The sequence below is a fragment of the Pantoea sp. Tr-811 genome (assembly GCF_011752535.1).
Taxonomy (GTDB): Bacteria; Pseudomonadota; Gammaproteobacteria; order Pseudomonadales; family Pseudomonadaceae; genus Aquipseudomonas.
This window is the reverse complement of record NZ_VWXJ01000012.1, coordinates 184,989-211,586: the sequence shown is the minus strand read 5'-3', so window position 1 is coordinate 211,586 and position 26,598 is coordinate 184,989. Positions and strand designations below refer to the sequence as shown.

At 63.6% G+C, this 26,598-nt stretch carries 21 protein-coding genes and 1 riboswitch; of the genes, 7 read left to right on the top strand and 14 right to left on the bottom strand.

The annotated features are described in order from the left end of the window. Nucleotides 1-821: transposase (locus F3J44_RS19200; protein WP_167275081.1), on the top strand; the 821-nt coding region annotated here is incomplete at its 5' end. A 474-nt stretch (nt 822-1,295) separates the two neighbouring features. Here the strand turns inward: F3J44_RS19200 and F3J44_RS19195 are convergent. Beyond that, nucleotides 1,296-2,165 carry a DMT family transporter gene (locus tag F3J44_RS19195; RefSeq protein WP_167275078.1) on the bottom strand — a complete coding sequence of 290 codons (870 nt, stop codon included), beginning with the start codon at nt 2,163-2,165 and terminating at the stop codon, nt 1,296-1,298. A 121-nt stretch (nt 2,166-2,286) separates the two neighbouring features. Here F3J44_RS19195 and F3J44_RS19190 point away from each other — a divergent pair, with 121 nt between their 5' ends. Further along, nucleotides 2,287-3,669 (top strand): PLP-dependent aminotransferase family protein, encoded by a 1,383-nt coding sequence (locus F3J44_RS19190; RefSeq protein ID WP_167056285.1) that lies wholly within the window; start codon nt 2,287-2,289, stop codon nt 3,667-3,669. 272 nt (nt 3,670-3,941) lie between these two features. On the opposite strand, the gene F3J44_RS19185 is transcribed toward F3J44_RS19190, so the two are convergent. The 4 genes from F3J44_RS19185 to F3J44_RS19170 form a co-directional block, all read right to left on the bottom strand. Further along, nucleotides 3,942-4,319 (bottom strand): hypothetical protein, encoded by a 378-nt coding sequence (locus F3J44_RS19185; RefSeq protein ID WP_167275075.1) that lies wholly within the window; start codon nt 4,317-4,319, stop codon nt 3,942-3,944. Nucleotides 4,320-4,514: 195 nt separating this feature from the next. Beyond that, nucleotides 4,515-5,156, bottom strand: a complete 642-nt coding sequence (locus F3J44_RS19180; protein WP_167056279.1) for a 3-oxoacid CoA-transferase subunit B — start codon at nt 5,154-5,156, stop codon at nt 4,515-4,517. An 8-nt stretch (nt 5,157-5,164) separates the two neighbouring features. After that, entirely contained in the window at nt 5,165-5,860 is a 696-nt protein-coding gene (locus tag F3J44_RS19175; protein ID WP_167056275.1) for a 3-oxoacid CoA-transferase subunit A, read from the bottom strand. Between the two features lie 440 nt (nt 5,861-6,300). Next, complete coding sequence (locus tag F3J44_RS19170; protein ID WP_167275073.1) at nt 6,301-7,983, bottom strand: NAD(P)H dependent flavin oxidoreductase family protein; 1,683 nt, start codon at nt 7,981-7,983, stop codon at nt 6,301-6,303. Nucleotides 7,984-8,062: 79 nt separating this feature from the next. Between F3J44_RS19170 and F3J44_RS19165 the strand changes: the two genes are divergently transcribed. From F3J44_RS19165 to F3J44_RS19150, 4 genes are all read left to right on the top strand, one after another. Then, entirely contained in the window at nt 8,063-9,559 is a 1,497-nt protein-coding gene (locus F3J44_RS19165; RefSeq protein ID WP_167275070.1) for a PLP-dependent aminotransferase family protein, read from the top strand. A 152-nt stretch (nt 9,560-9,711) separates the two neighbouring features. Then, on the top strand, nt 9,712-11,406 hold the full coding sequence (gene acpA, locus F3J44_RS19160; protein WP_167275067.1) for an acid phosphatase: 1,695 nt from the start codon (nt 9,712-9,714) through the stop codon (nt 11,404-11,406). Between the two features lie 100 nt (nt 11,407-11,506). Further along, a riboswitch (Fluoride riboswitch) is annotated at nt 11,507-11,568 on the top strand. 71 nt (nt 11,569-11,639) lie between these two features. After that, nucleotides 11,640-12,017, top strand: coding sequence for a fluoride efflux transporter CrcB (gene crcB / locus F3J44_RS19155; protein ID WP_167275065.1), 378 nt, complete (start codon nt 11,640-11,642; stop codon nt 12,015-12,017). Between the two features lie 71 nt (nt 12,018-12,088). Beyond that, on the top strand, nt 12,089-13,057 hold the full coding sequence (locus tag F3J44_RS19150; RefSeq protein WP_205299989.1) for an AraC family transcriptional regulator: 969 nt from the start codon (nt 12,089-12,091) through the stop codon (nt 13,055-13,057). A 62-nt stretch (nt 13,058-13,119) separates the two neighbouring features. On the opposite strand, the gene F3J44_RS19145 is transcribed toward F3J44_RS19150, so the two are convergent. From F3J44_RS19145 to F3J44_RS19115, 7 genes are all read right to left on the bottom strand, one after another. Then, a complete protein-coding gene (locus tag F3J44_RS19145) occupies nt 13,120-15,033 on the bottom strand; it encodes a tyrosine-protein phosphatase (protein ID WP_167275062.1) in 1,914 nt (637 codons plus the stop codon). A 63-nt stretch (nt 15,034-15,096) separates the two neighbouring features. Next, entirely contained in the window at nt 15,097-15,543 is a 447-nt protein-coding gene (locus F3J44_RS19140) for a hypothetical protein (protein WP_167275059.1), read from the bottom strand. Between the two features lie 17 nt (nt 15,544-15,560). Continuing rightward, entirely contained in the window at nt 15,561-15,920 is a 360-nt protein-coding gene (locus F3J44_RS19135) for a hypothetical protein (RefSeq protein ID WP_205299988.1), read from the bottom strand. A 136-nt stretch (nt 15,921-16,056) separates the two neighbouring features. Continuing rightward, complete coding sequence (gene dkgB, locus F3J44_RS19130) at nt 16,057-16,860, bottom strand: 2,5-didehydrogluconate reductase DkgB (RefSeq protein ID WP_167275057.1); 804 nt, start codon at nt 16,858-16,860, stop codon at nt 16,057-16,059. A 192-nt stretch (nt 16,861-17,052) separates the two neighbouring features. Further along, nucleotides 17,053-18,624 (bottom strand): hypothetical protein, encoded by a 1,572-nt coding sequence (locus tag F3J44_RS19125; RefSeq protein WP_167275054.1) that lies wholly within the window; start codon nt 18,622-18,624, stop codon nt 17,053-17,055. A 127-nt stretch (nt 18,625-18,751) separates the two neighbouring features. Beyond that, the gene (locus tag F3J44_RS19120) at nt 18,752-19,246 is read right to left on the bottom strand and encodes a DUF934 domain-containing protein (protein ID WP_167056246.1); all 495 of its coding nucleotides are present in this window, start codon (nt 19,244-19,246) and stop codon (nt 18,752-18,754) included. After that, the gene (locus F3J44_RS19115; protein WP_167056243.1) at nt 19,230-20,882 is read right to left on the bottom strand and encodes a nitrite/sulfite reductase; all 1,653 of its coding nucleotides are present in this window, start codon (nt 20,880-20,882) and stop codon (nt 19,230-19,232) included. Before F3J44_RS19115 ends, F3J44_RS19120 begins: the two co-directional genes overlap by 17 nt. Nucleotides 20,883-21,096: 214 nt before the next feature. On the opposite strand from F3J44_RS19115, the gene F3J44_RS19110 reads away from it, so the two are divergent. Next, a complete protein-coding gene (locus F3J44_RS19110) occupies nt 21,097-22,176 on the top strand; it encodes an ABC transporter substrate-binding protein (protein WP_167056240.1) in 1,080 nt (359 codons plus the stop codon). A 275-nt stretch (nt 22,177-22,451) separates the two neighbouring features. Here F3J44_RS19110 and F3J44_RS19105 read toward each other — a convergent pair whose 3' ends face one another. Next, nucleotides 22,452-22,670 carry a DUF2970 domain-containing protein gene (locus F3J44_RS19105; protein ID WP_167056237.1) on the bottom strand — a complete coding sequence of 73 codons (219 nt, stop codon included), beginning with the start codon at nt 22,668-22,670 and terminating at the stop codon, nt 22,452-22,454. A gap of 146 nt (nt 22,671-22,816) precedes the next feature. Continuing rightward, nucleotides 22,817-26,524: a methionine synthase gene (metH, locus tag F3J44_RS19100; protein WP_167056234.1), complete on the bottom strand. Its 3,708-nt coding sequence runs from the start codon at nt 26,522-26,524 to the stop codon at nt 22,817-22,819. Between the last annotated feature and the right edge of the window lie 74 nt (nt 26,525-26,598).

Here is a 26,598-nt window from a genome sequence, read left to right as displayed (position 1 = left end):
AACAGCAGATGCAAAAACTCAAGGACATTGAGGCGCAGCTTCACGCCAGCCCAGATCAGCAAATCTCTCTTACCGATCCTGATGCACGCTCAATGGCCACGAGTGGCCGAGGTACTGGCACGGTTGGCTACAACGTACAAACAGCAGTCGATGACAAACACCATCTGATCATTGCTCATGAAGTCACTAATGTTGGTAATGACCGAACGCAGCTGAGCAATATGGCGAACCAGGCACGCGAAGAGATCGGTGCTGAGTCGCTGACAGTGGTCGCCGACCGAGGCTATTACAAAGGTCCGGAGATCCTTGCTTGCGAGCAGGCCGGGATCACCACTTTTGTCCCGAAGCCGCTGACATCAAGCAGCAAAGCGGAAGGCCGATTCGGCAAGCAGGATTTCATCTACATCGCTGCATCGGATGAATACCGATGCCCTGCGGATCAACTACTGACCCGCAGGCATTCTTCGGTGGAAGACGGCATGTTGCTGCACTCCTACTGGTTCTCTGGCTGCCAAAGTTGCTCCATGCAGAAGCAGTGTACGACGGGTAAGGAACGCCGGTTGAAGCGCTGGGAGCATGAAACGGTAGTCGAAGCCGTGCAGATCCGATTGGAGCATGATCCAGGAAAGATGAAAGTTCGCCGGCAAACGGTGGAGCATCCCTTCGGAACGCTTAAATACTGGATGGGAAGCACTCACTTCCTGACCAAAACTCTACCGAGGGTAAGCACCGAAATGAGCCTTCACGTGCTTGCTTACAATCTCAAACGAATGATGAGCATCTTCGGCATCGCTGGGCTGATTGAAGCGATCAGGACATGAGTCCAAGCGTTCTATGCGTACGTATACGGCTATCTGGGCCGCTGCCGCGGCCCGGATAGCACAGGTCGCGCCTGGTGCCCGACTGAGGTAGATCTGCACTTAGATCTGCTGAATTTACAGGGGGTCCCAGCTTCTTTCGCTACTCGACGTACTTACTGGCGTTTTCACACAGCCTGGACCCATTGCGGACGTTCACCGTGACATCGTCTGCGCCTATGAGATCGAGCGCCGCCCGCGCGGCGCATCGCGAGCTGTGCTCGCTCCTACGTCTATTTTGGGCCAATTATTCCTGTGAGGTTAGTGCGCGAAGGCTTTGGCGCATGACGCGATTGGCACAGGCGTCACTGGCCCGAAACAAACGTAGGAGCGAGCACAGCTCGCGATGCGCCGCGCGGGCGGCGCTCGATCTCATAGGCGCTGAAAAATTCACGGCGAACACATCCGAACACCGCGCTAACCCCAAGGTATGGATCGTCACCGAGCGTATTTCTTGGCACCGGCAACACAGATGACCGCACCCAGCGTGACCACGACCATCATCCCGCTGACGTCCTCATGCAGCAGCAGCGCTGCCAGTCCGAGCCCCATGAACGGCTGTAGCAGTTGCAGTTGGCCCACGGCCGCGATACCACCCTGGACCAGCCCTCGGTACCAGAACACGAATCCGATCAGCATGCTGAACAACGAAACGTAGCCGAAGCTGAACCACGCAGGGGCGCTGACCTCGGCGAAGGTATCAGGTGCGGGAAAATTAGCGACAGTCAGCAGCAGCATGAACGGCAACGCCACCAGCAATGCCCAGCTGATCACCTGCCAACCACCCAATGTCCGCGACAGACGCGCCCCTTCCGCATAACCCAGCCCACAGACAATCACCGCAGCCATCATCAACAGATCACCCACTGCCGACGCCTCGCCGCCATTGGCCAACGCATAGCCTACGACCAGCCCGGCACCTATCAGCGAGAACAACCAGAACAGCGGCCGAGGTCGCTCACCGCCGCGCAGAACGGCGAACCCTGCGGTACAGAGCGGCAGCAGCCCGACAAAAACGATGGAGTGGGCCGAGGTGACATGCTGCAGGGCCAGTGCTGTCAGCAGCGGGAAACCGATGACCACCCCAAGCGCTGTTATCGCCAACGACGACAGGTCACCACGTTCAGGTCGGGGCTGGCGCAGCACCAGCAGAAAAAGCGCACCCAACAGGGCGGCAATCGTTGCCCTGGCACAGGTCAGGAACGTCGGTTCGAAGGCCGCCACGGCCACACGGGTTGCCGGTAGCGAGCCGGCAAAAATGGCGACGCCGATGAAGCCGTTGATCCACCCGCTTGTTGATCTTTCCATCGCTGAGTCCTCGATAAGCAAGACCTCAGTACACCACTGACAGGTTCACCGAGGCCACGTACAATCCAATACAGTTGAGCCGAACTGTTATGCCTATCAATCCAGTACAGTCGAGAGTGCGATGAAACGGAGCGGAACGCGAATTCGAACGGTCATGGGCGAAATCCAGTCCAGGATAGCCTCTCGAACCTACGCACCCGGTGCGAGAATTCCCTCCGTTCGGGCAATGGCCCGGACCATGCAAGTGTCGGTGTCGACCGTTATCGAGGCCTATGAACGGTTGATGGCAGAGGGAGTGCTCAGCTCTCGGCCGGGCTCCGGCTTCTACGTGGCGGGCCCCGTGGCGCCGCTGGCACTCACCGAACTCGGCCCGCGGCTCGATCGTGCCGTCGACCCGCTGTGGATCTCGCGCCAGTCGCTTGAGAGCGCCAGCGATGGATTGAAGCCAGGGTGCGGCTGGCTACCCCCGTCCTGGCTGTACGAGGCGGGCATGCGTAAAGCGCTGCGGGTCGCGGCCCGTGGCGACACAGTGCAGCTGGCTGAATATGCTTCACCGCTTGGACACCCGCCACTCAGGCAGTTCTTGTCGCGAAGGCTGGCAGGCATAGGGATCGAAGCGCCGCTGGAACATATCCTGCTCACCGATTCCGGCACCCACGCCATCGATCTGATTTTCCGTTTTCTGCTGGAGCCGGGAGACACGGTCCTGGTCGACGACCCTTGCTACTTCAACTTCCACGCCCTACTCAAAGCCCACAGGGTGAACGTCGTGGGCGTTCCCTACACGAGGACCGGCCCAGACATCGATGCGTTCGGCACGGCCCTGCTCAAGCACGCGCCGCGGTTGTACATAACCAATTCCGGTATCCACAACCCGACCGGGGCCAGCCTATCCCCAGTCACCGCCCACAGGCTGCTGAAGCTGGCGGACAGCTCTGACCTGGTGATCGTAGAGGACGACATCTTCGGCGATTTCGAGAATACGCCCGCGCCACGCCTGTCCGCCTTCGATGGCCTTTCCCGCGTCATCCAGATCGGCAGTTTTTCCAAGACCATCTCCGCATCGATTCGATGCGGCTACATCGCCGCTCGCGGTGAATGGATCGAGAGCCTGGTCGATCTCAAGATTGCGACCACCTTCGGCGCTGGGCGCCTGGCCGCGAACATCATCCATCACGCCATTACCGACAGCGGATACCGAAAACACATGGAAAGTGTGCGTCTTCGCTTGGCCGAGGAAATGGACAGCACGGTCGCCAGGCTGCAGGCCATCGGTATCAAGCCCTGGATGATTCCCCAGGCAGGCATGTACCTCTGGTGCCAGCTCCCGCAAGGGAAGGATGCAGCAACGCTGGCCAGGGCTTGTTTGAATGAAGGTGTCGTGCTGGCGCCCGGCAATGCGTTCAGCCAGTCCCTGACGGCGGGAGATTTCCTGCGCTTCAATGTTGCGCAATCGGGGGATGCGAAGATTTATGACGTGCTGGAGCGGGCGCTGGGTCGTTAGCTGCGTACAGCCAGACCGGGACGTTGTAATGGGCGGATGTGTTCGCCGTGAAATTTTCAGCGCCTACGAGATCGAGCGCCGCCCGCGCGGCGCATCGCGAGCTTTGCTCGCTCCTACGCCTATTTCGGGCCAATTATTCCTGAAAGGTTAGTCCGCGAAGATTTTGGCGCATGACGCGATGTTGCGTCGTACCCACAAGACGGTCGTGCGCGATTGGCACAAGCCCCCAGGCCTACCTCTGCCATCGGCTTGGCTGAGGCTCAAGGGGAAAATCACGCCGCCCAGGTTTCATGCAGGTGTTGCCACAGCACGTGACCACGCTGGAGGCTGAACAGCGCGGTCGAGATCCGTGTCTTGGCATCCTGGCCGGGCAGCCGATGTGTCTCCCGGTAGCGGATCACTGCCCCCTCCGGCCACTGTGCCAGGGTTTCCAGTTCGGTGAGTTCGATGGTCAGCCCTGGCTGGCCGCCGGCACGCGTTGCGAACAGGGTTGCCACATCCTGCAGGCCAACCTGCAAACCTGTAGGCGTGACCATGGTGAAGTCTGCTGTGAAGCGCTCGATCATCGCCCCAACCTGGCCCTCGCCTCTGGCGAACAGCGCCTCGATCAGTAGGTGCAGGTCGATGACTTCTTGAAAGTAAGGATTCATGGCATTCCATTCCTGGGTAGAGCGCCGATTATGACCCAGAACACGCCGATTGCTTGCTGTTGATCCGCACTGCCAAGTTTGTTGGTGGTGTCAGAGATTGAGTCCGTAAGATTCAGCGCCTATGCAATCGAGCGCCGCCCGCGCGGCGCTCGATTTCACAGGCGCTGAAAATATCAAGGCGAACGCCAGGGCTGATTACCGAATCAGCGGCACGCCACTAAGCGCCTGCAGCTCGTCGAAGTCGATATCGGCGCAGATCTCCACCACTTTCAGGCCGTCGGAGGTGACTTCCAGCACGGCCAGGTCGGTGTAGATACGGCTGACGCAGCCGATGCCCGTCAGCGGGTAGGTGCACGCCGGCACCAGCTTGCTTTCGCCGGACTTGGTCAGGTGGTCCATCATCACGAACACCTGGCGGGCGCCGGTGGCCAGGTCCATCGCGCCGCCCACGGCGGGGATCGAACCTTCGGCGCCGGTGTGCCAGTTGGCCAGGTCGCCCTTGACAGATACCTGGAAGGCGCCGAGCACGGCGATGTCCAGGTGGCCGCCGCGCATCATCGAGAACGAGTCGGCGTGGTGGAAGAACGCGCCGCCGGTGAGCAGGGTCACGTGTTGCTTGCCGGCGTTGATCAGGTCATCGTCTTCCTCGCCGGGCGCGGGGCTTGGGCCCATGCCCAGCAGGCCGTTCTCGCTGTGCAGGAACACTTCCTTGTCGCCCAGGTAGTTGGCCACCAGGGTTGGAGCGCCAATGCCCAGGTTGACGTAGGCGCCTTCCTGGATGTCTGCGGCCACGCGCTGGGCCATCTCGGTGCGGGAGAGCTTTTTGGTGATGGTCATGGCAGGCCTCAGACAGCGTTGGCGATCGAAGAAGCGGCGGTGCCGGGAACGGCGACCACGCGCTGGACGAAGATACCCGGGGTGATAATGTGCTCCGGGTCCAGCTCGCCGAGTTCGACGATCTGGTCGACCTGGGCGATGGCGGTCTTGGCGGCCATGGCCATGATCGGGCCGAAGTTGCGCGCGGCCTTGCGGTAGATCAGGTTGCCCCAACGGTCACCCTTGTACGCCTTGATCAGCGCGAAGTCCGCGTGCAGCGGCATTTCCAGCACGTACATGCGGCCGTCGATCTCGCGGGTTTCCTTGCCTTCGGCCAGCAGGGTGCCGTAGCCGGTCGGCGAGAAGAATGCACCGATGCCTGAGCCTGCCGCGCGGATGCGCTCGGCCAGGTTGCCTTGTGGCACCACTTCCAGCTCGATCTTGCCGGCGCGGTACAGTTCGTCGAAGACGTAGGAGTCGGACTGGCGCGGGAAGGAGCAGACCACCTTGCGCACGCTGCCCGCCTTGAGCAGGGCAGCCAGGCCGATTTCGCCGTTGCCGGCGTTGTTGCTGATGATGGTCAGGTCGCGGGCACCGGTGGCGATCAGGGCATCGATAAGCTCGGACGGCATGCCAGCCGTGCCGAAGCCACCGACCATGATGGTCGAACCATCGGTGATGCCTTCCACCGCGCTGGCGATGGACTCGAACGTTTTATTGATCAAAGCGAGCTCCTGGTTCTTCCTGGAGTATGGATTGCCGGGCTGGCTACCGCCGCGTGAAGCCACGGTGAATCAGCGCTTGGCGTTGTTTGCTGTTGTGGGCTATAGCGTGCCGCAAGACTGGGCAACAGTAGAGGGGGTTTGGTGGAATTTGTGCGATTATCGAACTGTTGTGCGATGTGCGGGCAGGGTGGCTACGCTTGCCTGATACGCGAACACCGGCGCTTGACCTACACCACAACCCTGGGTTGCCGATCAAGCGCCCATCTCCCGGCCAGCGCCGCCCCGGTAGGAGCGAGCGCAGCTCGCGATGGGGCGCGCAGCGGCCCCAGGGTTTCAGCCTCGCGGCTCATAGTGCTGGGGCTGCTTTGCAGCCCATCGCGAGCTGCGCTCGCTCCTACAAAAAATAGGCGGTAAATCAGATGGTTAGGATTTTCGCCGGGCTACGCCACCTCAGCCACCCGCCCCCCAGCTTCCCCGATCAATATATCCTCGAAGAACGCCCCCACCGGCTCGCTGGGGTGGCACAGCTGGATCTCCAGCACCCACACCATCTCGCTCGGCACAATGTCCAGCTCGGCCAGTTTCTCCTGCCCATACAAGGCATGGGGAAAGTCGGCGATGCGATGCCCCGCCAGGTTGCGCTCCAGGCACCAGCCCCTGGCCTGGGCGCTGCGCGCTGCCGCATCATACAACGCCCGGCCGCTGAGCCCTCGGCCCCAGGCCTGGCGGGTTTCGTCGAAGACTTCGTGCAGGGCCTTGACGCATGCCTGGTGCAGGGCGTGCTCGCCAAACACGAAGGTGTCGCCGTAGTCGCCTTCATAACCATCCCACACCGGGCCGATATCGACCACCACGATGTCGGCAGGGCGCAACACCCGCCCAGGGTCGATGCCCTCCCGGGGCGTGCGCACGGTGTCGTCGCCAAAGCGAATGTAGGTGGGGTGCCAGGTGTGCGACGCGCCCATCCCCTGCAAAGTGCGCGCGGCCATCTCCAGCGCCTGGGCGGTGGTCATGCCTACTTGCAACTGGCTGGCGATGGCCGCGACAGCGCGCATGGAGTGCTCGCGCGCCGCGAGCATGCCGTCCAGCGAATAGCGTGGGCCGACCTTTTCCAGGGTCGGGTGGCGCGCTACGGTGGGTGGAACCTGAGCTTGCTGCGCGCCACTGGCCACGAAGGCCTCGGCGACGAAACGGTGCGGCGCCACCCCGGCCGCCAGGCAGGCTTCGCGGGCCTGGGCGACCATTGCCGGGTTGCCGCAGGCATACACCTGGGTGTCGCTCCAGCTGTGCGGTTGGGCCAGAGCCACGTGTTGCACCCGGCCCGCTACCACCGGGTGCCACTGGAACTGCGCATGGGCGCGGCAGGCCTGGTCGAGAAAGGCTCGGTCATAGAAGTCAGCAGGCGATGAACCGCCCCAGTACAACACGGTTTGGCTTCCCCGGGCCAACGCCGTGAGCAGCAAGGGCTTGATGCCGGCATAGCCGGTACCCGTGGCGAACAGCACCAGCGGCCGGCGCCCATCGTGCTGCCAGGTGCAGGCGCCCACAGGGCCTTCGAGCTGCAGCCGGTCGCCCGGTGTGAGTGCCGGCAGCAGGTGCTCGGTGAACAGGCCGCCGCGGACCTTGCGAATATGGAACACCAGCTGCCCTTGGTCTTGGGCGGGCAGGTTGGCCACCGAGAAACAGCGGCTGTCGCCATTGGCCAGGCGAAACCGCAGGTACTGGCCTGGGCGTACGTCCAGCGCCTGCTCAGGCAGCAGCACCAGCTCAACGATATCGTCAGTCAGCGGGCGCTGGCCCAGCACCCGCGCCTGGGCCGCAAGGGCCGGGGTGTCGAGGGACCAGCCGGGAATTTCCAGGCACAGGTCGCTGCAGGCGTGGCTCTGGCACAACAGCAGCTCATCGTCGGCCAAGGGGTAGGAGGGCAGGGCGGCGCCTTCGCTGCGCAGGGTGTCCCGATACTGGCCCGACACAAGCTTGACCTTGCACGACCCGCAGGCACCGCGGCGGCAGGAGAACGGCACGGGCAGGCCACTGGCAAGCATGCCGTCGAGCAGCAGCTCACTGCCGGTTTCGAAGCGCTGGCCCGAAGGCGACAAGGTGATGACATGACGGCGTGGCATAGGGCACCTCCTGGCGAATGGAGGTTTCATTGTTGCTATAGTGCTGGACCCATAGAACCTCCAGTTCTGGTTAATTGACATGGTCCAGATGCGCAAATGGCAACCGCTGCTCAAGCTCGACCGCGCCGGGCAGCGGCCGTCCTACCGGCAAATCGCCGAAGGCTTGGTGGCGGCCATTGCCGACGGCCGATTGCGCCCGGGTGAGCTGCTGCCCGGCAGCCGCGAAATGGCGCAGTTGCTGAAGGTCAATCGCAAGACGGTCATCCTTGCCTATGAGGAGGCCGCCACCAAGGGCTGGCTACACAGCGAGCAACGCCGTGGCACCTTCGTCAGCCAGCACCTGGCGCCTGCCGCCTCGCCCACGCCAGCGGCTGGGCCGCCCTTCGCCCTGGCGCTGCACGAGGCGCTCGCTACGCCCTATTTCGCCCACGGCGAGCAGGTGACGGCCCATTGCGACCGGCCAGGCGCGCTGTTCTTCGACAATGGCACCAGTGACCACCGGTTGCTGCCGCAGGCCGTGCTGCACCGCTACTACCGCAAGGCGCTGCGCAGCAGCTTCGCCAGCAATACCGTGCGCCATGGCAGTGAAAGCAGCAGCCGCTACCTGCGTGGCGCCCTGGCCGACATGTTGCGCCACCAGCGCGGCATGAACATCGGTGCCGAACATATCTGCCTGACCCAAGGCGTGCAGATGTCCCTCTACCTGGTGGCCAGAGCCGTGCTCAAGCCAGGGGACACGGTGCTGATCGAGCGCCTGAGCTACCCGCCAGCGTGGGAAATTTTCCGCCAGCTGGGTGCCCGGCTGGTGACCGTGGACCTGGACGAGGAGGGGTGCCGGGTCGACCAGGTGGATGCGTTGTGCCGGTTGCACAACGTGCGGGCGATGTACATCACCCCTCACCATCAATTTCCCACCACGGTCAGCCTGCACGCCGGGCGCCGGCAGCAGTTGCTGGAGCTGGCGCGGCAACACGCCTTCTGCGTGATCGAGGAAGACTACGACCATGAATTCCATTATGCCGGGCAGCCTTATCCGCCGCTGGCCAGCGACCGCCGCCAGCGCCATGTGATTTACGTCGGCTCGTTGTCCAAGGCACTGGGCAGTACCTTTCGCTGCAGCTACATCGTGGCGCCACCGCAGGTGGTCGAGGTGCTGGAGCGCCAGGCAGCAGTGATGCTGGGGCAGGGCGATGCGGTGATGCAACGGATGCTGGCGGACCTGATCATCGATGGCGAGCTGAGCAAGCACCTGCGCCGGGTGTGCGCTGAGTACCGCAGGCGCTGGGAAACCTTGGCCGGTTGCCTGCGCGCGGCCTTCGGTGAGCGCATTGTGCTGCGCGAGCCAGAAGGCGGGCAGGCGCTGTGGGTCAGGTTCGATGACACCATCGACGTCGATCAGTTGGTTGCCCATGCGCTGCAGCTGAACCTGGTGGTGCGCAGTGGCCGGCAGTTTTCGCCCCTTGGTGAGAGGGAGAATGCCTTGCGCCTGGGGTTTGCTTCGCTTAGCGCTGAGGAGATTGTTCAGGCGACCGAGCGGCTGGGGCGGGCTTGGGGGAGGATGAAGGGGGATGATTGAGTTTTTTTTGGGGGGGCACCGCTTGTGCGGTGCATCGCGAGCTGCGCTCGCTCCTACGGGGGCGAGGGGGCGGGAGATGAGGAGACATAAAACTGTCATGGGGCATCGCTAGCCTGCGCCGAAACAAATTGTCACATCCAGCGGAGCAGGCGATGCACGACGCACCCGATCAGGACACCCAGCAGGACATTGACGAGCAACCCCTTGGCCCCTCGCGGCGTGGCTTTCTCGGCGGCCTGGCACTGCTGGGTGCGGGTGCCGGCTTGGCCGCTTGCGGCCGGGCGGAAAGCTCGCCAGGCGAGGCGGCCCGCCCGCAGCCAACTGGCGCGGCGCTGGACCGGGCGCTGCGTGACAAGGTCAAGACCGTGGTGGTGATCTACGCCGAAAACCGCAGTTTCAACAACCTGTTCGCAGACTTCCCCGGTGTGCAAAGCCCGCTGGCGCAACTGGGCAAGGATGCCTATGCCCAGCGCGACCGTGATGGCACCCTGTTCGACACCCTGCCGCCGACCTTCGGCGGCACCTTGCAGGTAGGCCCGCAGACCGTCGATGGCATCACTTACGAAAAGGACATCGACTACCAGGGCGCATTGCCCAATGCACCCTTCGCCCTCAAGGGCCCGAAGGGTGAGGACCTACCCCTGGGCCTGGTAACCCGCGACCTCTGGCACGTGTTCTACCAGAACCAGCTACAGATCAATGGCGGCAAGAATGACGGCTTCGCTGCCTGGTCCGACGCCGGTGCGTTGACCATGGGTTACTACCCACAGACGCGCTACAACTTGCGCCTGTGGGACTTGGCCCGGCAGTTCGTGCTGTGCGACAACTTCTTCCAGGCCGCCTTCGGTGGCTCGTTCCTCAACCACCAGTTCCTGGTGGCCGGGCGCGCGCCGTTCTACCCGGATGCTGCCAACTCCCCGGCGCGCAGCCAGATCGCCCAGTTGCAGAGCGACGACCCGTTGGACATTCGCCTCAAGCCCCTGGCCGGCTCGCCCAACAAGGCCCATGACGGCCCACCGCAGTTCGGCCCCAGCGCCATCACCCCCGACGGCCATGCGGTCAATACCCTGGCGCCGCCGTACTGGCCGACCTGGCTGCGCGACCCCGAGCGCCCGGACTATTCCAAGCCCGACCTGCCCAACGTGCTGGTGCCGCAAACCCACGAACACATCGGCGACAAGCTGAACAAGCGCAAGGTCGACTGGGCCTGGTACGCCGGCGGCTGGCAGGCCACGCTGGATGCGTTCAAGGACTCGGGTGGCATCCCCAAGATCCCCAACTTCCAGTACCACCACCAGCCGTTCAACTACTTCCAGCAGCTTGGCCCGGAGCACCCCGAGGAGCGCAGCAAACGCCTGCGCGATGGTGGGCTTGGCGAAGACCCGTCGACCAACCGTTTCCTCGCCGATGCTGCCGCCGGCCGCTTGCCAGCGGTGACGTTCTACAAGCCCCAGGGCAACCTCAACCTGCATGCCGGCTACGCCGATGTGGCCTCGGGCGACCGACACATCGAGCGCATCGTCAAAACCCTGATGGAAAGCCCGCAGTGGCCGAACATGGTGGTGGTGATCACCGTGGACGAGAACGGTGGCTGGTGGGACCACGTGGCGCCGCCCAAGGGCGACCGCTTCGGCCCGGGGTCGCGCATTCCGGCGCTGGTGGTTTCGCCGTTCGCCCGCAAGGGCACGGTCGACCACACGGTCTATGACACCACCTCGATCCTGCGCCTGATCACCCGCGTGTTCGACCTTGAACAACTCGAAGGCCTGGCCGCTCGCGACCAGGCGATGGCCGGGCGCGGCCAGGCGTTGCTGGGCGACCTGACGCCAGCGCTGGACTTGAGCTAGCAACGCCACCGGATCACCTGCAAGCCCCGAGGTGAAAGGCACGGGCTTGCAGGTTTTCAGGTGCCGAGCATTGCATTGCCGGGCAGGGCACATTAGCATCACGGCTTCAGGAGATGGCATTCCTCCTTGAACCGCCCTAGCGCTGATGATGCCTACGCACACCCTGTGACAGGGCGCGTAGGCCATGCCTGCCGTTTACCCACAGGGCTCCCGATTCCTTGTGGAGTGTCCCGATGTACCTTTCTCTTCTTTCTGTAATCGTTGGCGGCAGTACCGGTTGTGTATTGCGCTGGTGGTTTGGCCTGCGCTTCAACGCGCTGTTCCCAGGCATGCCCCTGGGCACGTTGCTGGTCAATTTGATTGGCGGCTTCGTCATTGGCGGGGCGATGGCGTATTTCCTGCGCTGGCCCAACCTCGACCCGGCCTGGCGACTGCTGATTACCACCGGTTTCTGCGGCGGCCTGACCACCTTCTCGACATTCTCCGCCGAAGTGCTGTCGATGCTCATGCACGGGCGTTACGGCTGGGCCGCGGCCACGGTGTCGGCGCATGTGGTGGGGTCGCTGCTGATGACCTTTGCCGGTTTTGCCCTGGTGCGCTGGCTGGGCTGAGGCGTCACGCGGCTGTCATGTGCCCATGCTAGGGTGCCGGTCCCCCTTCGTGGCACAAGGTGTGCGATACGGTGACCCCCGGTACGACCCGCAAGCAGTTCATGCTCCGCTCCAGCAACATGCGTAGCGACGAGTTCGCCGCACTGTTCACCCAGCTGTATGGCAACCTCTATGCCGACATGCCGCCGCTGGGCGAGGGCATCGCCATTGGCGGTGTGTACGGGCGCTTCGACGGCATGAGCGTGCGGCGCATGCACTACCAGGGCGATTTTCGCATCGTGCTGCCCGCGCCACAGGATGAGATCACCTTCGTGCTGCCCACCGCCGGCACGATCATCTTCGAGCACCGCGGCGAATCGATTGGCGGGGCCCAGGTGGGGCTGGCGGTCGACAAACTCGACATCCGTTCGGTGCGCATGGCCGAGAACCACGCCCAGTGTGGCATGTCGATTCGCCGTGGGCTGTTTGCCGAGCGGTTGTCGGTGCTGCTGGGGCGGCCGCTGACGGCCGCGATTCGCTTTGCCCCGGTGGTGGACTTGAACCAGGCGGCTTTCCAGGGCATTCGCGCCTTGCTCGAACTGGCCACCGGCACTGAATTCGACCAACTGCTGGGCAGCGGCCTGCTGATGCCCACGAGGCTGCGCGAGATGCTGATCGATGCCTTGCTGGAAACCTGGCCGCACAACTACAGCGAGGCCTTGCGCCGCCCGGCCCCGACGATTGCCCCGCGGCATGTGAAGCTGGCGATGGCCTACCTGCAGGAGCACCCGGCGCGGTTGGTGAGTGGTAGCGAGTTGGCGGGCTTGGCCAATGTCAGCTTGCGGGCGTTGCAAGATGGCTTTCGGCGTTTTGCCGGAACGTCGATTGTCGGGTATCAGCGCCAGGTGCGCCTGGAGCAGGCGCGCCAGGTGCTGGAGCGCGGGGAGGGCGGTTCGGTGGCCGAGGTGGCCTTGCAGCATGGTTTCAGCAATGCCGGGCGCTTCAGCCAGTATTTCCAGCAGGCGTTTGGGGTGAGCCCGGCGTTGGTTCGGCGGCGGTAGGAGGAGGCCCCGGTAGGAGCGAGCGCAGCTCGCGATGGGCCGCAAAGCGGCCCCGCCCGCACTCAGAAGGCGTAACTGGCCTTGAGGCTGCCACTGACCCCATGGCTGTCGCCACCGCCCATGGCCGCGACCTCGGCGCCCACGCTCAGCGCTCCCAGGTTGGCCATCAGGTTCACGCCACCGGTGAACTGGTCGCGGTTGTCGAAGGCCGCTCGCTGCTCCACGTCCAGCCCCAGCAGATGGCCTTGGCTGTCGACCTGATGGTCGCCCAGGGCATGCTCGTAACCCACCTCGGCCCCTGGCACCAGCTGCCAGCTGCCCAGGGCGATCGGTGCGAGCGAGGCCTTGAGGTTGGCCACTGCGGCGCGCCGGGTCTGTTTCAGGTCGTCTACCTGCAACGCCAGCTCGCTGCCTTTCTCGGTGAAACCGTTCAGGTCTACGCGGCTGACCCGCAGGCCAAGGCTTGGCTCCAGGACCATGCCGCCGGTGGGCAGGCGGTAACCCAACGCCAGGCTGGCGCCGGCCAGGGTGCCGTGGCTGTCGCCCTTGGTGGTGCCCAGGCCGCCGCCCAGTTCACGCTTGCTGGAGTAGTCGAGCCAGCCGGCGTTGGCCTGGGCATCGATGAACAGGCCATGCTCCAGGCTACCCGGGGCAAAGCGTGCGCCCAGGCTGAGGAAGGTCAGGTCGGTGTCCGCCTCGCCGCCGGCACTGCCGACATTGCCGTTGCTGTAGCCAAACCCGGCACGGGCGCTTAGCTGCTCGGAGAAGCGCTGGGTCAGGCCGATCATCAGCCCCTGGCTGTGTTCGTTGCTGCTGGCCGCATGGGCCGAGCCGTCGGTGCCCAGGTAGCCGGCCAGGGCGGTGCTCCACAGGCGCGACTGGCCGACCTTGAGGTCGACGCCGTCGGCGTACGGCGCCGCCGCGCGGTCGATCATCGCGCCCTGGCGCAGCAGGTAGCTGGCGGCATCGGCATGCAGCTGGCCGCCCACGGTCGACTCCACGCCGCCGAGTGTGCCGGCGTCGATGGCCGACTGCAGGTAGTAGTTGTAGGCGCTGTAGGTGCCCGACAGCGGGCTTTCCTGCAGCTGGCGCAGCAACTGCGCGCCAGCGGCGGCGTTGCCCAGCAGGCCGGCTTCGCCTGGCAGGCTGGCGTAGCTGACCATCTTGCCGCGCAGCACGTAGAGGGTTTCCTGCGACAGGCCCAGGCCTTGCTTGAGGTAGTTGTCCATGCTGCCGTATTCGGCGGTTACCTCGTCCAGGCCGGCTTGCAGGTAGCTGGCTTCCACGCCCAGCAACGGCGCGTAGATTTGCGCCATGCTCGCGGGCATCGCCGCTAGGGTGGCGGCGACGCGGGCGGCGGTGTAGTCGTTGGTGGCCAGGTAGTTGCTCATGATCGTCGCCTGGTCGACCCCGGCGATGCTCAGCAACACGGCAGCGGTCCAGCCGGTACGGTCCTTGCCGGCGGTGCAATGGAACAGCGCGGCGCCATCGGCGCTGGCCAGTTCATTGAACAGCACGGCGAACTGCCCGCGCATGCCGGCGTCGCTGACGAAGGCGCGGTTGGTTTCTTCCATCATCGCCCGGGCTTGGGCCGCGCTGGTGAAGCTGAGGTTGGTGATATTCGAGCCCGAGGTGGTGCTGCCAATGATGTCGATATTGGTGTAGCTGGCACCGGCCGGCAGGGTGTCGGGGGTTGCGGCAATCTCGCTGGCGGTGCGCAGGTCGAACACGTCGCTGATGCCAAGGCCATTGAGGATGGCCAGGTCGGCGGCGGTCGGGGTCAGGGCGTTGGCACGGTAGAACACCCCAGCCCTCATGGTGCCGTCATGGCTGGTGGTATAGGCAGTGGTGGTGCCGGCGATGTCGCGGAAGTTGTCCATGCCAGCCAGGCGCGGGGTGTCGAGCGCGTCGGCGGCGTGAGCGGTGGAGATGGCCAGGGTCAGCAGGGACAGGGAACAGAACAGACGTTGCAGCACGGAAAGAGCCTCGTTGGGATGCGTTAGGCTGGCTACTGTCCGTGGGCAACATGAAACTGAATGTTACAAAACCAAGCGTCGCTGGAAAGGCTGCGGGATCTGTCCGAGGATTGCGCGTTTTGTCTGTGCGGGCCCATTGCTGGGGTGGGACATGACCGTTTCGAAGCTGAAACTGACACCGGTTTCAAGCAGGCGTTGGCGAATCATGTCCGACAGTACGGAGGCAAAGTAGGAGTTGATCTCGACCTGCCGATAATCCACCTTGAAACCTTGCAGCCCAAGCTTCGCCGCCTGGTCGGTCAAGTGCCGCTCGCGGATCAGGTAATGGTCGAGGTGAAATGACACCAACTCAGCCAGAGAAACCATGAGGCCAAACGGAGCCAGGTCGATGAACCCCGTGTTCCTGGCTTCCCGCTCCAGTTCATCGGCATTGACGAAAATGCGAGTCAGGGGTGCAGGCAACTGGGCATTGATCGTGCTCTTGCCGGAGCCATTGGGGCCGGCAAACACCCGAAGCCTCGGCGCCTTCACGCTGTAGGAGTCTCGCTGACCTTCCTCACGCTGATTGTTTCGCCAACTTTGACTTTCCGCCGGGGTTTTGCCTTGGCGACGATGGTTTTGGCACCGTCTGCGGACACGCGAACGAGATTGCCATCCTCAGTGCGCAGCACACCGCGCGGGCTTGCCTGCAAAGCGCGCAGGTGGGCGGAATGCGTGGCTTCGCTGGCCAGCGCTGGAATCGATGCTTCCAGGGCGTCCAGTTCGCGCTCGCTGACAGGTTTGGCTTTGACGGCCATGGGCAGATACCTCCAGACAACCTGAAACAGATTGTATGCATGGGAGGCATCATAGCGTTGGCAGGGCAAAAAGGCATCAGTGGAGGGCATGGTGGCAGTCCTGGAGTGAGGTCGTTCCGGAGTCTGGCACAAAGCGAACTGCATGTTTTCGCTGCCTTTTGTAGTCCAATTCTTTTTCGTTGCCCATGCCCTGCCAGACAACCTGCTGACCAACAGGGCGCCGTGCTCAATCCCAGCTTGGTGCCAGGCCGTCCGGGCTGACTTCGCGGCCGTTGCGTTCGAGCGTGGCGATGCGTGCCATGTCGTCGGCATCCAGGCGCAGGCTCTGGGCGAGCAGGTTGCTGGCCAGGTTCTCCTGCTTGGTCGAGGAGGGGATCACCGCATAGCCCAGTTGCAGGGCCCAGGCCAGTGCCACCTGGGCGACGGTGGCCTTGTGCTTGGCGGCGATCTGCGCCAGCAGCGGGTCGTTGAGCACCTTGCCGTAGGCCAGGGTCATGTACGAGGTGACGGTGATGCCTTGTGCTTCAAGGAACGCTGCAAGCTTGGCGTTCTGCAGGTAGGGGCTGAGTTCGACTTGGTTGGTGGCGATCTCGCCCTGGCCGACCACGGCGATGGCCTGGCGAGTCAGTTCGATGTTGAAGTTGGACACGCCGATCTGGCGGGTCAGGCCCAGGCGCTTGGCGTCGGCCAGGGCCTGCATGTATTCGGCCAGTTCCACGCCGTTACCGGGGGCCGGCCAGTGGATCAGCAACAGGTCGACATGGTCGGTGCGCAGCTTGTTCAGGCTCTCGCGCAGGCTGGGCACCAGCTTGTCGGCGGCATAGTTGTCGACCCAGATCTTGGTGGTGATGAACAGCTCGCTGCGCGGCACGCCACTTTCGGCGATGGCCTGGCCGACTTCGGCCTCGTTCTTGTAGATCTGCGCGGTGTCGATGGCCCGGTAGCCCAGTGCCAGGGCGGCCTTGACCGAGTCGATGACGGTTTGCCCGGTGAGGCGGAAGGTGCCGAGGCCGAAGGATGGAATGTTCATGGGGCGTGCTCCTGAGGGTGAATGACAAGCCAGGCTCGTTCGAACTGATATCGAGTGGCGATCAGTGTGCAGGGTTCAGGGCAGGTGATTAAGGGCTGGTGAGTCGAAGCACCTTTGCGCCGCACTCACGAATTGAGCGGCAGAGGAAAACCTCCCGTGTTGCCGACCAGGCGGCACCACGGGAAGGGGCGATCACTCGCGGATCTGCGCTGGGTCGGCCTGTAGCAGCCAGAGCGGCTGCAGGGCTTGCAGCTGCTGCTCCAGGCCGGAGGCGATGCCCATGCGCCGAGCCTGGCGGTCTTGGCCGATGAGGTCTTCGAGCATGTCGAGCAGGTTACGTGACTGCTCCGCGTCAGACGTGGTGGTGACATCCGACAGCAGTTCGGCTTCCTGGTAAGTACGCACGCGCTCCTGCTTGCTGGCTTGTTGAGTGGCAGTGGCTTCGACCAAGCGGTTGTTGGCAAATGCCAGGCGGGTGCTGCTGCTGGCCTGGTCATCCACCTCATGGTAGCGGTAGTTTTGCGACTTGCTGTCGAGGCTGAGCACCAGGTCTGTCAGCGGGTTGAGCCCTTTATGCCAGGCGGCCTTGAGCGTCGCTTGTTGATCCTGTTGCACCGTGAGGTTGCTGGTCCCGCCCTTGAGGCTGGTCGACTGCGAGACGCTGTAGTCGAAGTGATCCACTTCCTCCCGGTGCATTGGGTTGATCTGCTGTTCGGTCTGGTTGAGCGATGCATCGAAGTCCGCCAGGCCGCTCAGTAGCAGGCGGCTCATCCGGTTCGAGGGCAGGTCATGACGGGCTGACTGCGTGCCGGTGTCATCCACGCTATTGAGCTGACGGAAGGCATCCTTGAACAAGCCCATCATTTTTTCGTCGCCATTGCCACGTTTCTGCGCCGCATCGAACTGCTCCAGGTAGTTGGCCACGGCGGCCTGGCGTTGCGACTGGCTGCCCAGGAGTGCTCCGCCTTGGGTGTCGAAATGCATCTTGACCTCGCCTGACGGGCTCTTGAGCGACAGGCTGCGGGTCTGGTCATCGATGTTCAGGGCGAAGGTCTGCAGGCTACCGCTGGCAGTGTGAATGCTGGCATCGAGCTTCATGCCGGTGAACAAGGACGGGTCGAGCTTGACCAGGTTGCCCAGCTGCAGGGTTGGCGGTTCTGCGGTCAGGCCATCGACGGCGGACTGGAAGCTGTCCGCCAGTGCGGCCAGGCTCTTCAGTTCGTCGGCGCTCAAGCTGCCTCCTTGTACGTCGGCGTCCACGGCCAGGCCGTTGTCGCTGCTGTACAGGCCCAGGGATACCGTGGCGCCGGATGCACTGGTGAGGGTGAACGTCACGCTGTCGCTCGCATACTGGCGCAGCCTGGCTTGCTGCAGGCCCAGCAGTGCAGGCTCGCCCGTGGTGCCCAGGGCGATGGCTAGCCCGGATTGCGAGATGCGCTGGCCGCCATTGGTAGACAGTTGCTCCAGCAAGGCGGCACCCAGGCCCTGAAAGCGCGAGGCTGCGGAGCTGGATTGCACGGCACTGAGCATGCGCATGCTCAGCTTGTCGATGCCATCCTGCTCCCAGATATACCGTACCTGGCCGTCCCCCAGGGTGCCATTGCGGTTGTAGGTGTCCGGTGCGGGGCTGCGGTTGGCCTGGCTCAGGTCAACATTCGTGTTGCTGGTAGGCGTTGCGGCGACGGGTTCGGCGTTGCGGATGGACACGCCCGCGGTGGCGGGTTGCGTCAGCATTTGTGGCAGATTAACGGAGATCGGGTTCATATCGCTCCCTGCGATTTCTGGAACGTTCGTCCGGTTATCGGCAGGTGAAGCTAAAGCCTTAGCATTTGTGCGGAAAATGAAACAGCCCGCGATTGGGCGGGCTGTCAGGCACTGCGGGTGACGACGATCAGCGGCGGCGGAACAGCGGCAGCGGCTCGTCGGTGGCGCCTTGGTAGGTCACCGAGAAGTCCTTCAGGCTTTGCAGCGCGTCTTCCGGGTCCTTGTCGGCACGGATGGCGAATGCATCGAAGCCGCAACGGGCCATGAAGAACAGCTGGTCGCGCAGTACGTCGCCAATGGCGCGCAGCTCGCCCTTGAAGCCGTAGCGGTCACGCAGCAGGCGCGCATTGGAGTAGTTGCGCCCGTCGGTGAAGGCCGGGAAGTTCAGGGCGATGACCTGGAAGTGCTGCACGTCTTCGCCGATTTCTTCCGCTTCTTCGTCGCTGTCCAGCCACACGCCCAGGCCGCCATCGCGGGCCTTGAGCACGTGGGCATGGTCGCGCCACATCTGCAGCGGGACGATGTAGTCGTCGCAGTTGCTCAGCTCGTCGAACGAGAAGTCCTTGGGCAGCAGGTGCCAGGTTTCGTCGACGATCTGGTTGTTCTTAATGATTCGCTGCATAGACGCGTTCCTTGAAGGGGTCGATGCCGATACGCTGGTAGGTGTCGATGAAACGCTCTTCCTCGGTACGTTGTTCGACGTACACGGCGATCAGCTTTTCGATCACATCGGCCATGGCGTCCTGGGCGAACGATGGGCCGAGGATTTTGCCCAGGCTTGCGTCGCGCGCGGCGTTGCCGCCCAGTGACACCTGGTAGAACTCCTCGCCCTTCTTGTCCACGCCGAGGATGCCGATGTGGCCGACGTGGTGGTGGCCGCAGGCGTTCATGCAGCCGGAGATGTTCAGGTCGATTTCGCCGATGTCGAACAGGTAGTCCAGGTCGTCGAAACGGCGCTGGATGGATTCGGCGATCGGGATCGACTTGGCGTTGGCCAGGGAGCAGTAGTCACCGCCCGGGCAGCAGATGATGTCGGTCAACAGGCCGATGTTCGGCGTGGCGAAGCCGCCCTCGCGCAGTTCCATCCACAGCGCGTGCAACTGGCGCTGCTCGACGTCGGCAAGAATGATGTTCTGCTCGTGGGAGGTGCGCAGGAAGCCGAAGCTGTAGCGCTCGGCGAGGTCCGCCACGGCGTCCAGCTGCTTGTCGGTCAGGTCGCCCGGGGCAACGCCGGTGGGTTTGAGCGACAGGGTGACGGCGACGTAGCCAGGGCGCTTGTGGGCGCGGGTGTTGCGCGAACGCCAGCGGGCGAAGCCTGGGAATTCGGCGTCTTCGGCGCTGTAGTCGAGGTTGTCCAGGGCCAGGTAGGCCGGGTCGACGAAGTGGCGCGAAACGCGCTGCACTTCATCTTCGGTCAGGGTGGTGCTGCCGCCACGCAGGTGAGCCATTTCGGCCTCGACCTTCTCGGCGAACACTTCCGGGGTCAGGGCCTTGACCAGGATCTTGATCCGCGCCTTGTACTTGTTGTCACGGCGACCGTAACGGTTGTACACGCGCAGGATGGCGTCCAGGTAGCTGATCAGGTCCTGCCACGGCAGGAACTCGTTGATGAACGAGCCCACCACCGGGGTACGGCCCAGGCCACCACCGACCAGCACGCGGAAGCCCAGCTCACCGGCAGCGTTGCGCACCGGCTCCAGGCCGATGTCGTGCACTTCGATGGCGGCGCGGTCTTCCTTCGAGCCGTTGACGGCAATTTTGAACTTGCGCGGCAGGTAGGCGAATTCCGGGTGGAAGGTGGTCCACTGGCGGACGATTTCGCACCATGGGCGCGGGTCGATGACTTCGTCTGCGGCCACACCGGCGAACTGGTCGGTGGTGGTGTTGCGCAGGCAGTTGCCGCTGGTCTGGATCGCGTGCATCTGCACGGTGGCCAGCTCGGCAAGGATGTCCGGGATGTCTTCCAGCGCCGGCCAGTTGTACTGCACGTTCTGGCGGGTGGAGATGTGGGCATAGCCTTTGTCGTAGTCGCGAGCGATCTTCGCCAGGGTGCGAACCTGGGTGGCGTTCAGCTGGCCATACGGCACGGCGACGCGCAGCATCGGGGCGAAACGTTGGATGTAGAGGCCGTTCTGCAGGCGCAGAGGGCGGAATTCTTCTTCGCTCAGCTCACCGGCCAGGTAGCGGCGGGTCTGATCACGGAACTGCTTGACGCGGTCCTCGATGATCCGCTGATCGTACTCGTCGTATACGTACATAAAAGTCCTGTCTCAGGCTGCATGCAGCTATTCGCGCGCACGGCCGCGCACTCCGGTTCGGAGCCGGGGAACGATAGCAGGTTGGGTTTATGCGCTAAAGTGATGTTTTTGCATATGAAAAGAACCAAACGAACTAAGTGAGACTGACTGGCATTTGTTACCCCCTTGGCGCGCGGGGTTTATACTGGCGAGTCTGTTTGAAAAGGTATTTTCCATGCTCAAGGCGCTGTGCCAAAGCGTGTGCCTGAGCCTGCCGCTGGCAACGTGCGCTCAGGCCGCTTCGGTGGTGTTCCTCAATCCCGGCCAGCCCAGCGAGACGTTCTGGGCCAGCTATTCGCGCTTCATGCAGGCCGCTGCCGACGAGCTGGGCATGACCCTGCGGGTGGAATACAGCGAGCGTGACGCCGCGCGGGCAATGAGCCAGGCGCGCTCGGCCCTGGAGGGCCCGCGGCGGCCCGACTACCTGGTGCTGGTCAACGAGCAGTACGTGGCGCCGGAAATCATCCGCCTGGCCCAGGGCTCGGGGGTCAAGCTGTTTCTGGTCAACAACGGGCTCACCAGCAGCCAGGCCCGAAGCATCCAGGCCCAGCCGGACAAATACGCGCCGGTGCTGGGTACGCTCACCGCCAACGACGAGCAGGCCGGGTACAAGATGCTGCATGCCATGGTCGCCCTGTTGCCGCGCAGCGAAAACGGGCCGTTCGACCTGGTGGCGTTCGCCGGGGTCAAGACCACGCCGGCCTCGCAGCTGCGCGAGGCCGGCATGCGCCGGGCCTTGGCCGACTTTCCCCAGGTGCGCCTGCGCCAGGTGGTGTACGGCGGCTGGAACCGCGAGCGCGCCTACCAGCAGGCGCAGCAGCTGCTGCAACGCTACCCGGCCACCCGGTTGGTGTGGTCGGCCAACGACCAGATGGCCCTGGGCGCCATGCAGGCGTTCGAGGAGGCCGGGCGCAAGCCTGGGCGCGATGTGGTGTTCAGTGCCATCAACAGCTCGCCCGAGGCACTGCGCGCACGCATCGACGGGCGCCTTGACGTGCTGATGGGCGGGCACACCACCCTTGGCGGTTGGGCCATGGTGATGCTGCATGACGACGCCCTGGGCCTGGATATCAACCGCGATGGCCGGCGCGAGCATGTGCTGCCGGCGTTGCAACCTGTTGACCAGGCCAAGGCCAGGCGCTGGCTGAAGTTGTTGGAACGGGACGACTACGGTGTCGATTTCCAGCATTACAGTGCAAAAGGGCGGCCACGGGGCTATCAGTACCCGTTTCTCACGTCACCGGTCGAATATTGAAAGACCCTGCTTGAGCAAAGGGCATTGCTCGTCTTAACTGCTGGTTGTGAAGTGCATTCCCATAACCACTACAAGAGGCAATGCAATGGGAAACTCTACCAAAGTCCGCAAAGCTGACAGCAGTGTCGATGCCTGGGCGATCCTCTGCCTGATTGCCCTGGTGGTGATCACTGCCGTGTACTGGGTCAGCCATCAGTAGACTTCTTGTAAAGACCGTGATGCAGCGCAGAGCGCCTGTGGGAGGGATCCTGCAGGCGTTTTGTTTTTTCAGGGCGTCAATGGGCGGTGAGGTGCAGGGCCAGTTGCACCAGGCCGATCAGCACGGCGATGAATACCAGGGTGAACAGCGTTCCCATGACGATGAAATGGCTGGCCTTGCCGTGGGTGAAGTCGCGTGCGCGGTTCTTGCCGCTTTGCACGCCGAAGGCGGCAGCAAGGATGCTGTGCAGCATCTGCCAGAAGGTTGGGGGCTTGCCCTGGGTGGGGTCGTCCATGGTGGCTCCTGAAGCATCAGAGGCAATCAGGGACAGTGTAGGCAATGGGTGGGATGTTGCCTGGGCGGGCCCTTTCGCGGGGCAAGCCCGCTCCTACACATTCACCTGTAGGAGCGGGCTTGCCCCGCGAAGAGGCCGACGCGCTGTTAGTTGTCGTACCCCAGGTTAGGCGCCAACCAGCGCTCGCTCACGCTGATGTCCTGGCCTTTGCGTGCGCTGTACTGCTCGATCTGGTCCTTGTCGACCTTGCCCACGGCAAAGTACTGCGCCTGCGGGTGGGCAAAATACCAGCCGCTAACCGCCGCCGCCGGGAACATCGCGAAGTGCTCGGTCAGGAACACGCCGCTTGGCCCGGTTTCGCCGATGGCGCTGCCATCGAGCAGGCGGAACAGGGTGGCCTTCTCGGTGTGGTCCGGGCACGCCGGGTAGCCCGGGGCAGGGCGGATGCCGCTGTACTGCTCCTTGATCAGCGCCTCGTTGTCCAGGTGCTCGTCACGGGCATAACCCCAGTGCTCTTTACGCACCTGTTCGTGCAGCCACTCGGCACAGGCTTCGGCCAGGCGGTCGGCCAGGGCCTTGACCATGATCGAGCTGTAGTCGTCGCCCTTGTCCTGGTAGGCCTTGGCCACTTCCTCGGCGCCAATGCCTGCGGTGGTGATGAAGCCGCCCACGTAGTCGGTTACACCGCTGGCCTTGGGCGCGACGAAGTCGGCCAGGGACAGGTTCGGCTTGCCGTCGGGCTTGATCGTCTGCTGGCGCAGGTGGTGCAGGGTAGCCAAGGCCTGGCCGTCGGCGCCATACACTTCGATGTCGTCGTCGGCCACCTGGTTGGCAGGCCAGAAGCCGAATACCGCACGGGCGCTGATCAGCTTCTCCTCGATCAGCTTGTCGAGCATTTCGCGGGCATCCTGGTACAGCGCGGTGGCGGCTTCGCCGACCACTTCGTCGGTGAGGATGCGCGGGAACTTGCCGGCCAGGTCCCAGGAGATGAAGAACGGCGTCCAGTCGATGTACTCGGCCAGGGTGCGCAGGTCGATGTTTTCCAGCACCTTGACGCCGGTGAAGGAGGGCACCGCCGGCTGGTAGCCAGCCCAGTCGTACTTGGGCTTGGCCGCCACCGCCTGGGCATAGCTCAGGCGCTCGGTGCGGGCGCTGCGGTTGGCGGTGCGCTCGCGCACGTCCACGTATTCGGCGCGGGTTTTATCGACGAAGCCTGGTTTCAGTTCCCGGGACAGCAGCTGGGTGGCCACACCCACGGCGCGCGAGGCGTCGGTGACGTACACCACGGCATCGTTGCTGTACTTGGGTTCGATCTTCACCGCGGTGTGCGCCTTGGAGGTGGTGGCGCCACCGATCATCAGCGGCAGGTGGAAGTCCTGGCGCTGCATTTCACGGGCGACATGCACCATTTCGTCCAGCGATGGGGTAATCAGGCCCGACAGGCCGATGATGTCGCATTTCTCGTCACGGGCGGTTTGCAGGATTTTCTCGGCCGGCACCATCACACCGAGGTCGACGATGTCGTAGCCGTTGCAGCCGAGCACCACACCGACGATGTTCTTGCCGATGTCGTGCACGTCGCCCTTGACCGTGGCCATGAGGATCTTGCCCTTGGCTTCGGGCTTGTCGCCTTTCTCGGCCTCGATGAACGGAATCAGGTGGGCCACGGCCTGCTTCATCACGCGGGCCGACTTCACCACCTGCGGCAGGAACATCTTGCCGGCGCCGAACAGGTCGCCGACCACGTTCATGCCGTTCATCAGCGGGCCTTCGATGACTTCGATCGGGCGTGCGCACTGCTGGCGGCAGGCCTCGGTGTCCTCGACGATGAAGGCGGTGATGCCCTTGACCAGGGCATGCTCCAGGCGCTTTTCAACGGGCAGCGAGCGCCACTCTTCGTTTTCCACCTCTTTGGTTGCGCCGCCGCCCTTGTAGTCGTCGGCAATCGCCAGCAGGGCATCGGTGCCGTGCGGGGTGCGGTTGAGCACCACGTCCTCGACCTTCTCGCGCAGCACGGCCGGGATCTCGTCGTAGATCTCCAGCTGGCCGGCGTTGACGATACCCATGGTCAAGCCGTTCTGGATCGCGTGGTAGAGGAATACCGAGTGGATCGCTTCGCGCACCGGGTTGTTGCCACGGAACGAGAACGACACGTTGGACACCCCGCCCGAGCTCAGCGCGTGGGGCAGGTGGTCACGGATGTAGGCACAGGCCTCGATGAAATCGACAGCGTAGTTGTTGTGCTCCTCGATGCCAGTGGCGACGGCGAAGATGTTCGGGTCGAAGATGATGTCTTCCGGCGGGAAGCCCACTTCGTTGACCAGGATATCGTAGCTGCGCTGGCAGATTTCCTTCTTGCGCGCGGCGGTGTCGGCCTGGCCGACCTCGTCGAAGGCCATCACCACCACGGCTGCGCCGTAGCGCTTGCACAGGCGGGCATGGTGCTTGAACTGCTCGACGCCTTCCTTCATGGAAATGGAGTTGACGATGCCCTTGCCCTGGATGCACTTGAGGCCGGCCTCGATCACTTCCCACTTGGAGGAGTCGATCATGATCGGCACGCGGGAGATGTCCGGCTCGCCGGCGATCAGGTTGAGGAAGCGGACCATGGCGGCCTGGGAGTCGAGCATCCCTTCGTCCATGTTGATGTCGATTACCTGGGCACCGGCCTCGACCTGCTGCAGGGCCACTTCCAGGGCTTCGGTGTAGTTTTCCTCGCGGATCAGCCGGGCGAACTTGGCAGAACCGGTGATGTTGGTGCGCTCGCCGACGTTGACGAACAACGACTGGCGGTCGATGGTGAACGGCTCCAGGCCCGACAGGCGGCAAGCCTTGGGGATTTCCGGGATGTCCCGCGGCTTGTACTTGGCCACGGCCTCGGCGATGGCCTGGATATGGCCCGGGGTAGTGCCGCAGCAACCGCCGATGATATTGAGGAAACCACTGGCGGCGAATTCCTCGACCACGGCGGCCATCTCGGCCGGGGTTTCGTCGTATTCACCGAAGGCGTTCGGCAGGCCGGCGTTGGGGTGGGCAGACACATGGGTGTCGGCCTTGGTCGCCAGCTCTTCCAGGTACGGGCGCAGGTCCTTGGCGCCGAGGGCGCAGTTCAGGCCCACGGAAATCGGCTTGGCGTGGCGCACCGAGTTCCAGAAGGCTTCGGTGGTCTGGCCCGACAGGGTACGGCCGGAGGCGTCGGTGATGGTGCCGGAAATCATGATCGGCAGTTCGATGCCGTCGTCCTCGAACACCTGCTGCACGGCGAAGATCGCTGCCTTGGCGTTGAGGGTGTCGAAGATGGTTTCGATCAGCAGCAGGTCGGCGCCGCCTTCGATCAGGCCGCGGGTGGCCTCGACGTAGTTTTCCACCAGCTCGTCGAAGGTGACGTTGCGGTAGCCGGGGTCGTTGACGTCGGGGGAGATCGAGCAGGTGCGGCTGGTAGGGCCGAGCACGCCGGCCACGAAACGCGGCCTGTCGGGCGTTTCCAGGGTCTTGGCGTCGGCCACCTGGCGGGCGATGCGCGCGCCTTCCACGTTCAGTTCGTACACCAGCGATTCCATGCCATAGTCGGCCTGGGAAATCTGCGTGGCGTTGAAGGTGTTGGTTTCGAGGATATCGGCGCCGGCGTCGAGGTAGGCTTTCTCGATGGCGGCGATCACGTCCGGGCGGCTGAGCAGCAGCAGGTCGTTGTTGCCTTTTACGTCGCTTGGCCAATCGGCGAAGCGCGTGCCACGATAGTCGTGTTCCTCGAGGCGATAGCTTTGGATCATAGTACCCATGCCGCCGTCGAGGATCAGGATGCGCTCTTTGAGTGCGTGCTGGAGTGCTTGGAGACGAGCGCTGCGGTCGGACATAGGAACTACCTGGTCGGGCAAATATCAGAAGGTGCCGAATCATAACAAAGCTGCGCGGATTTTAGGCGCACTGG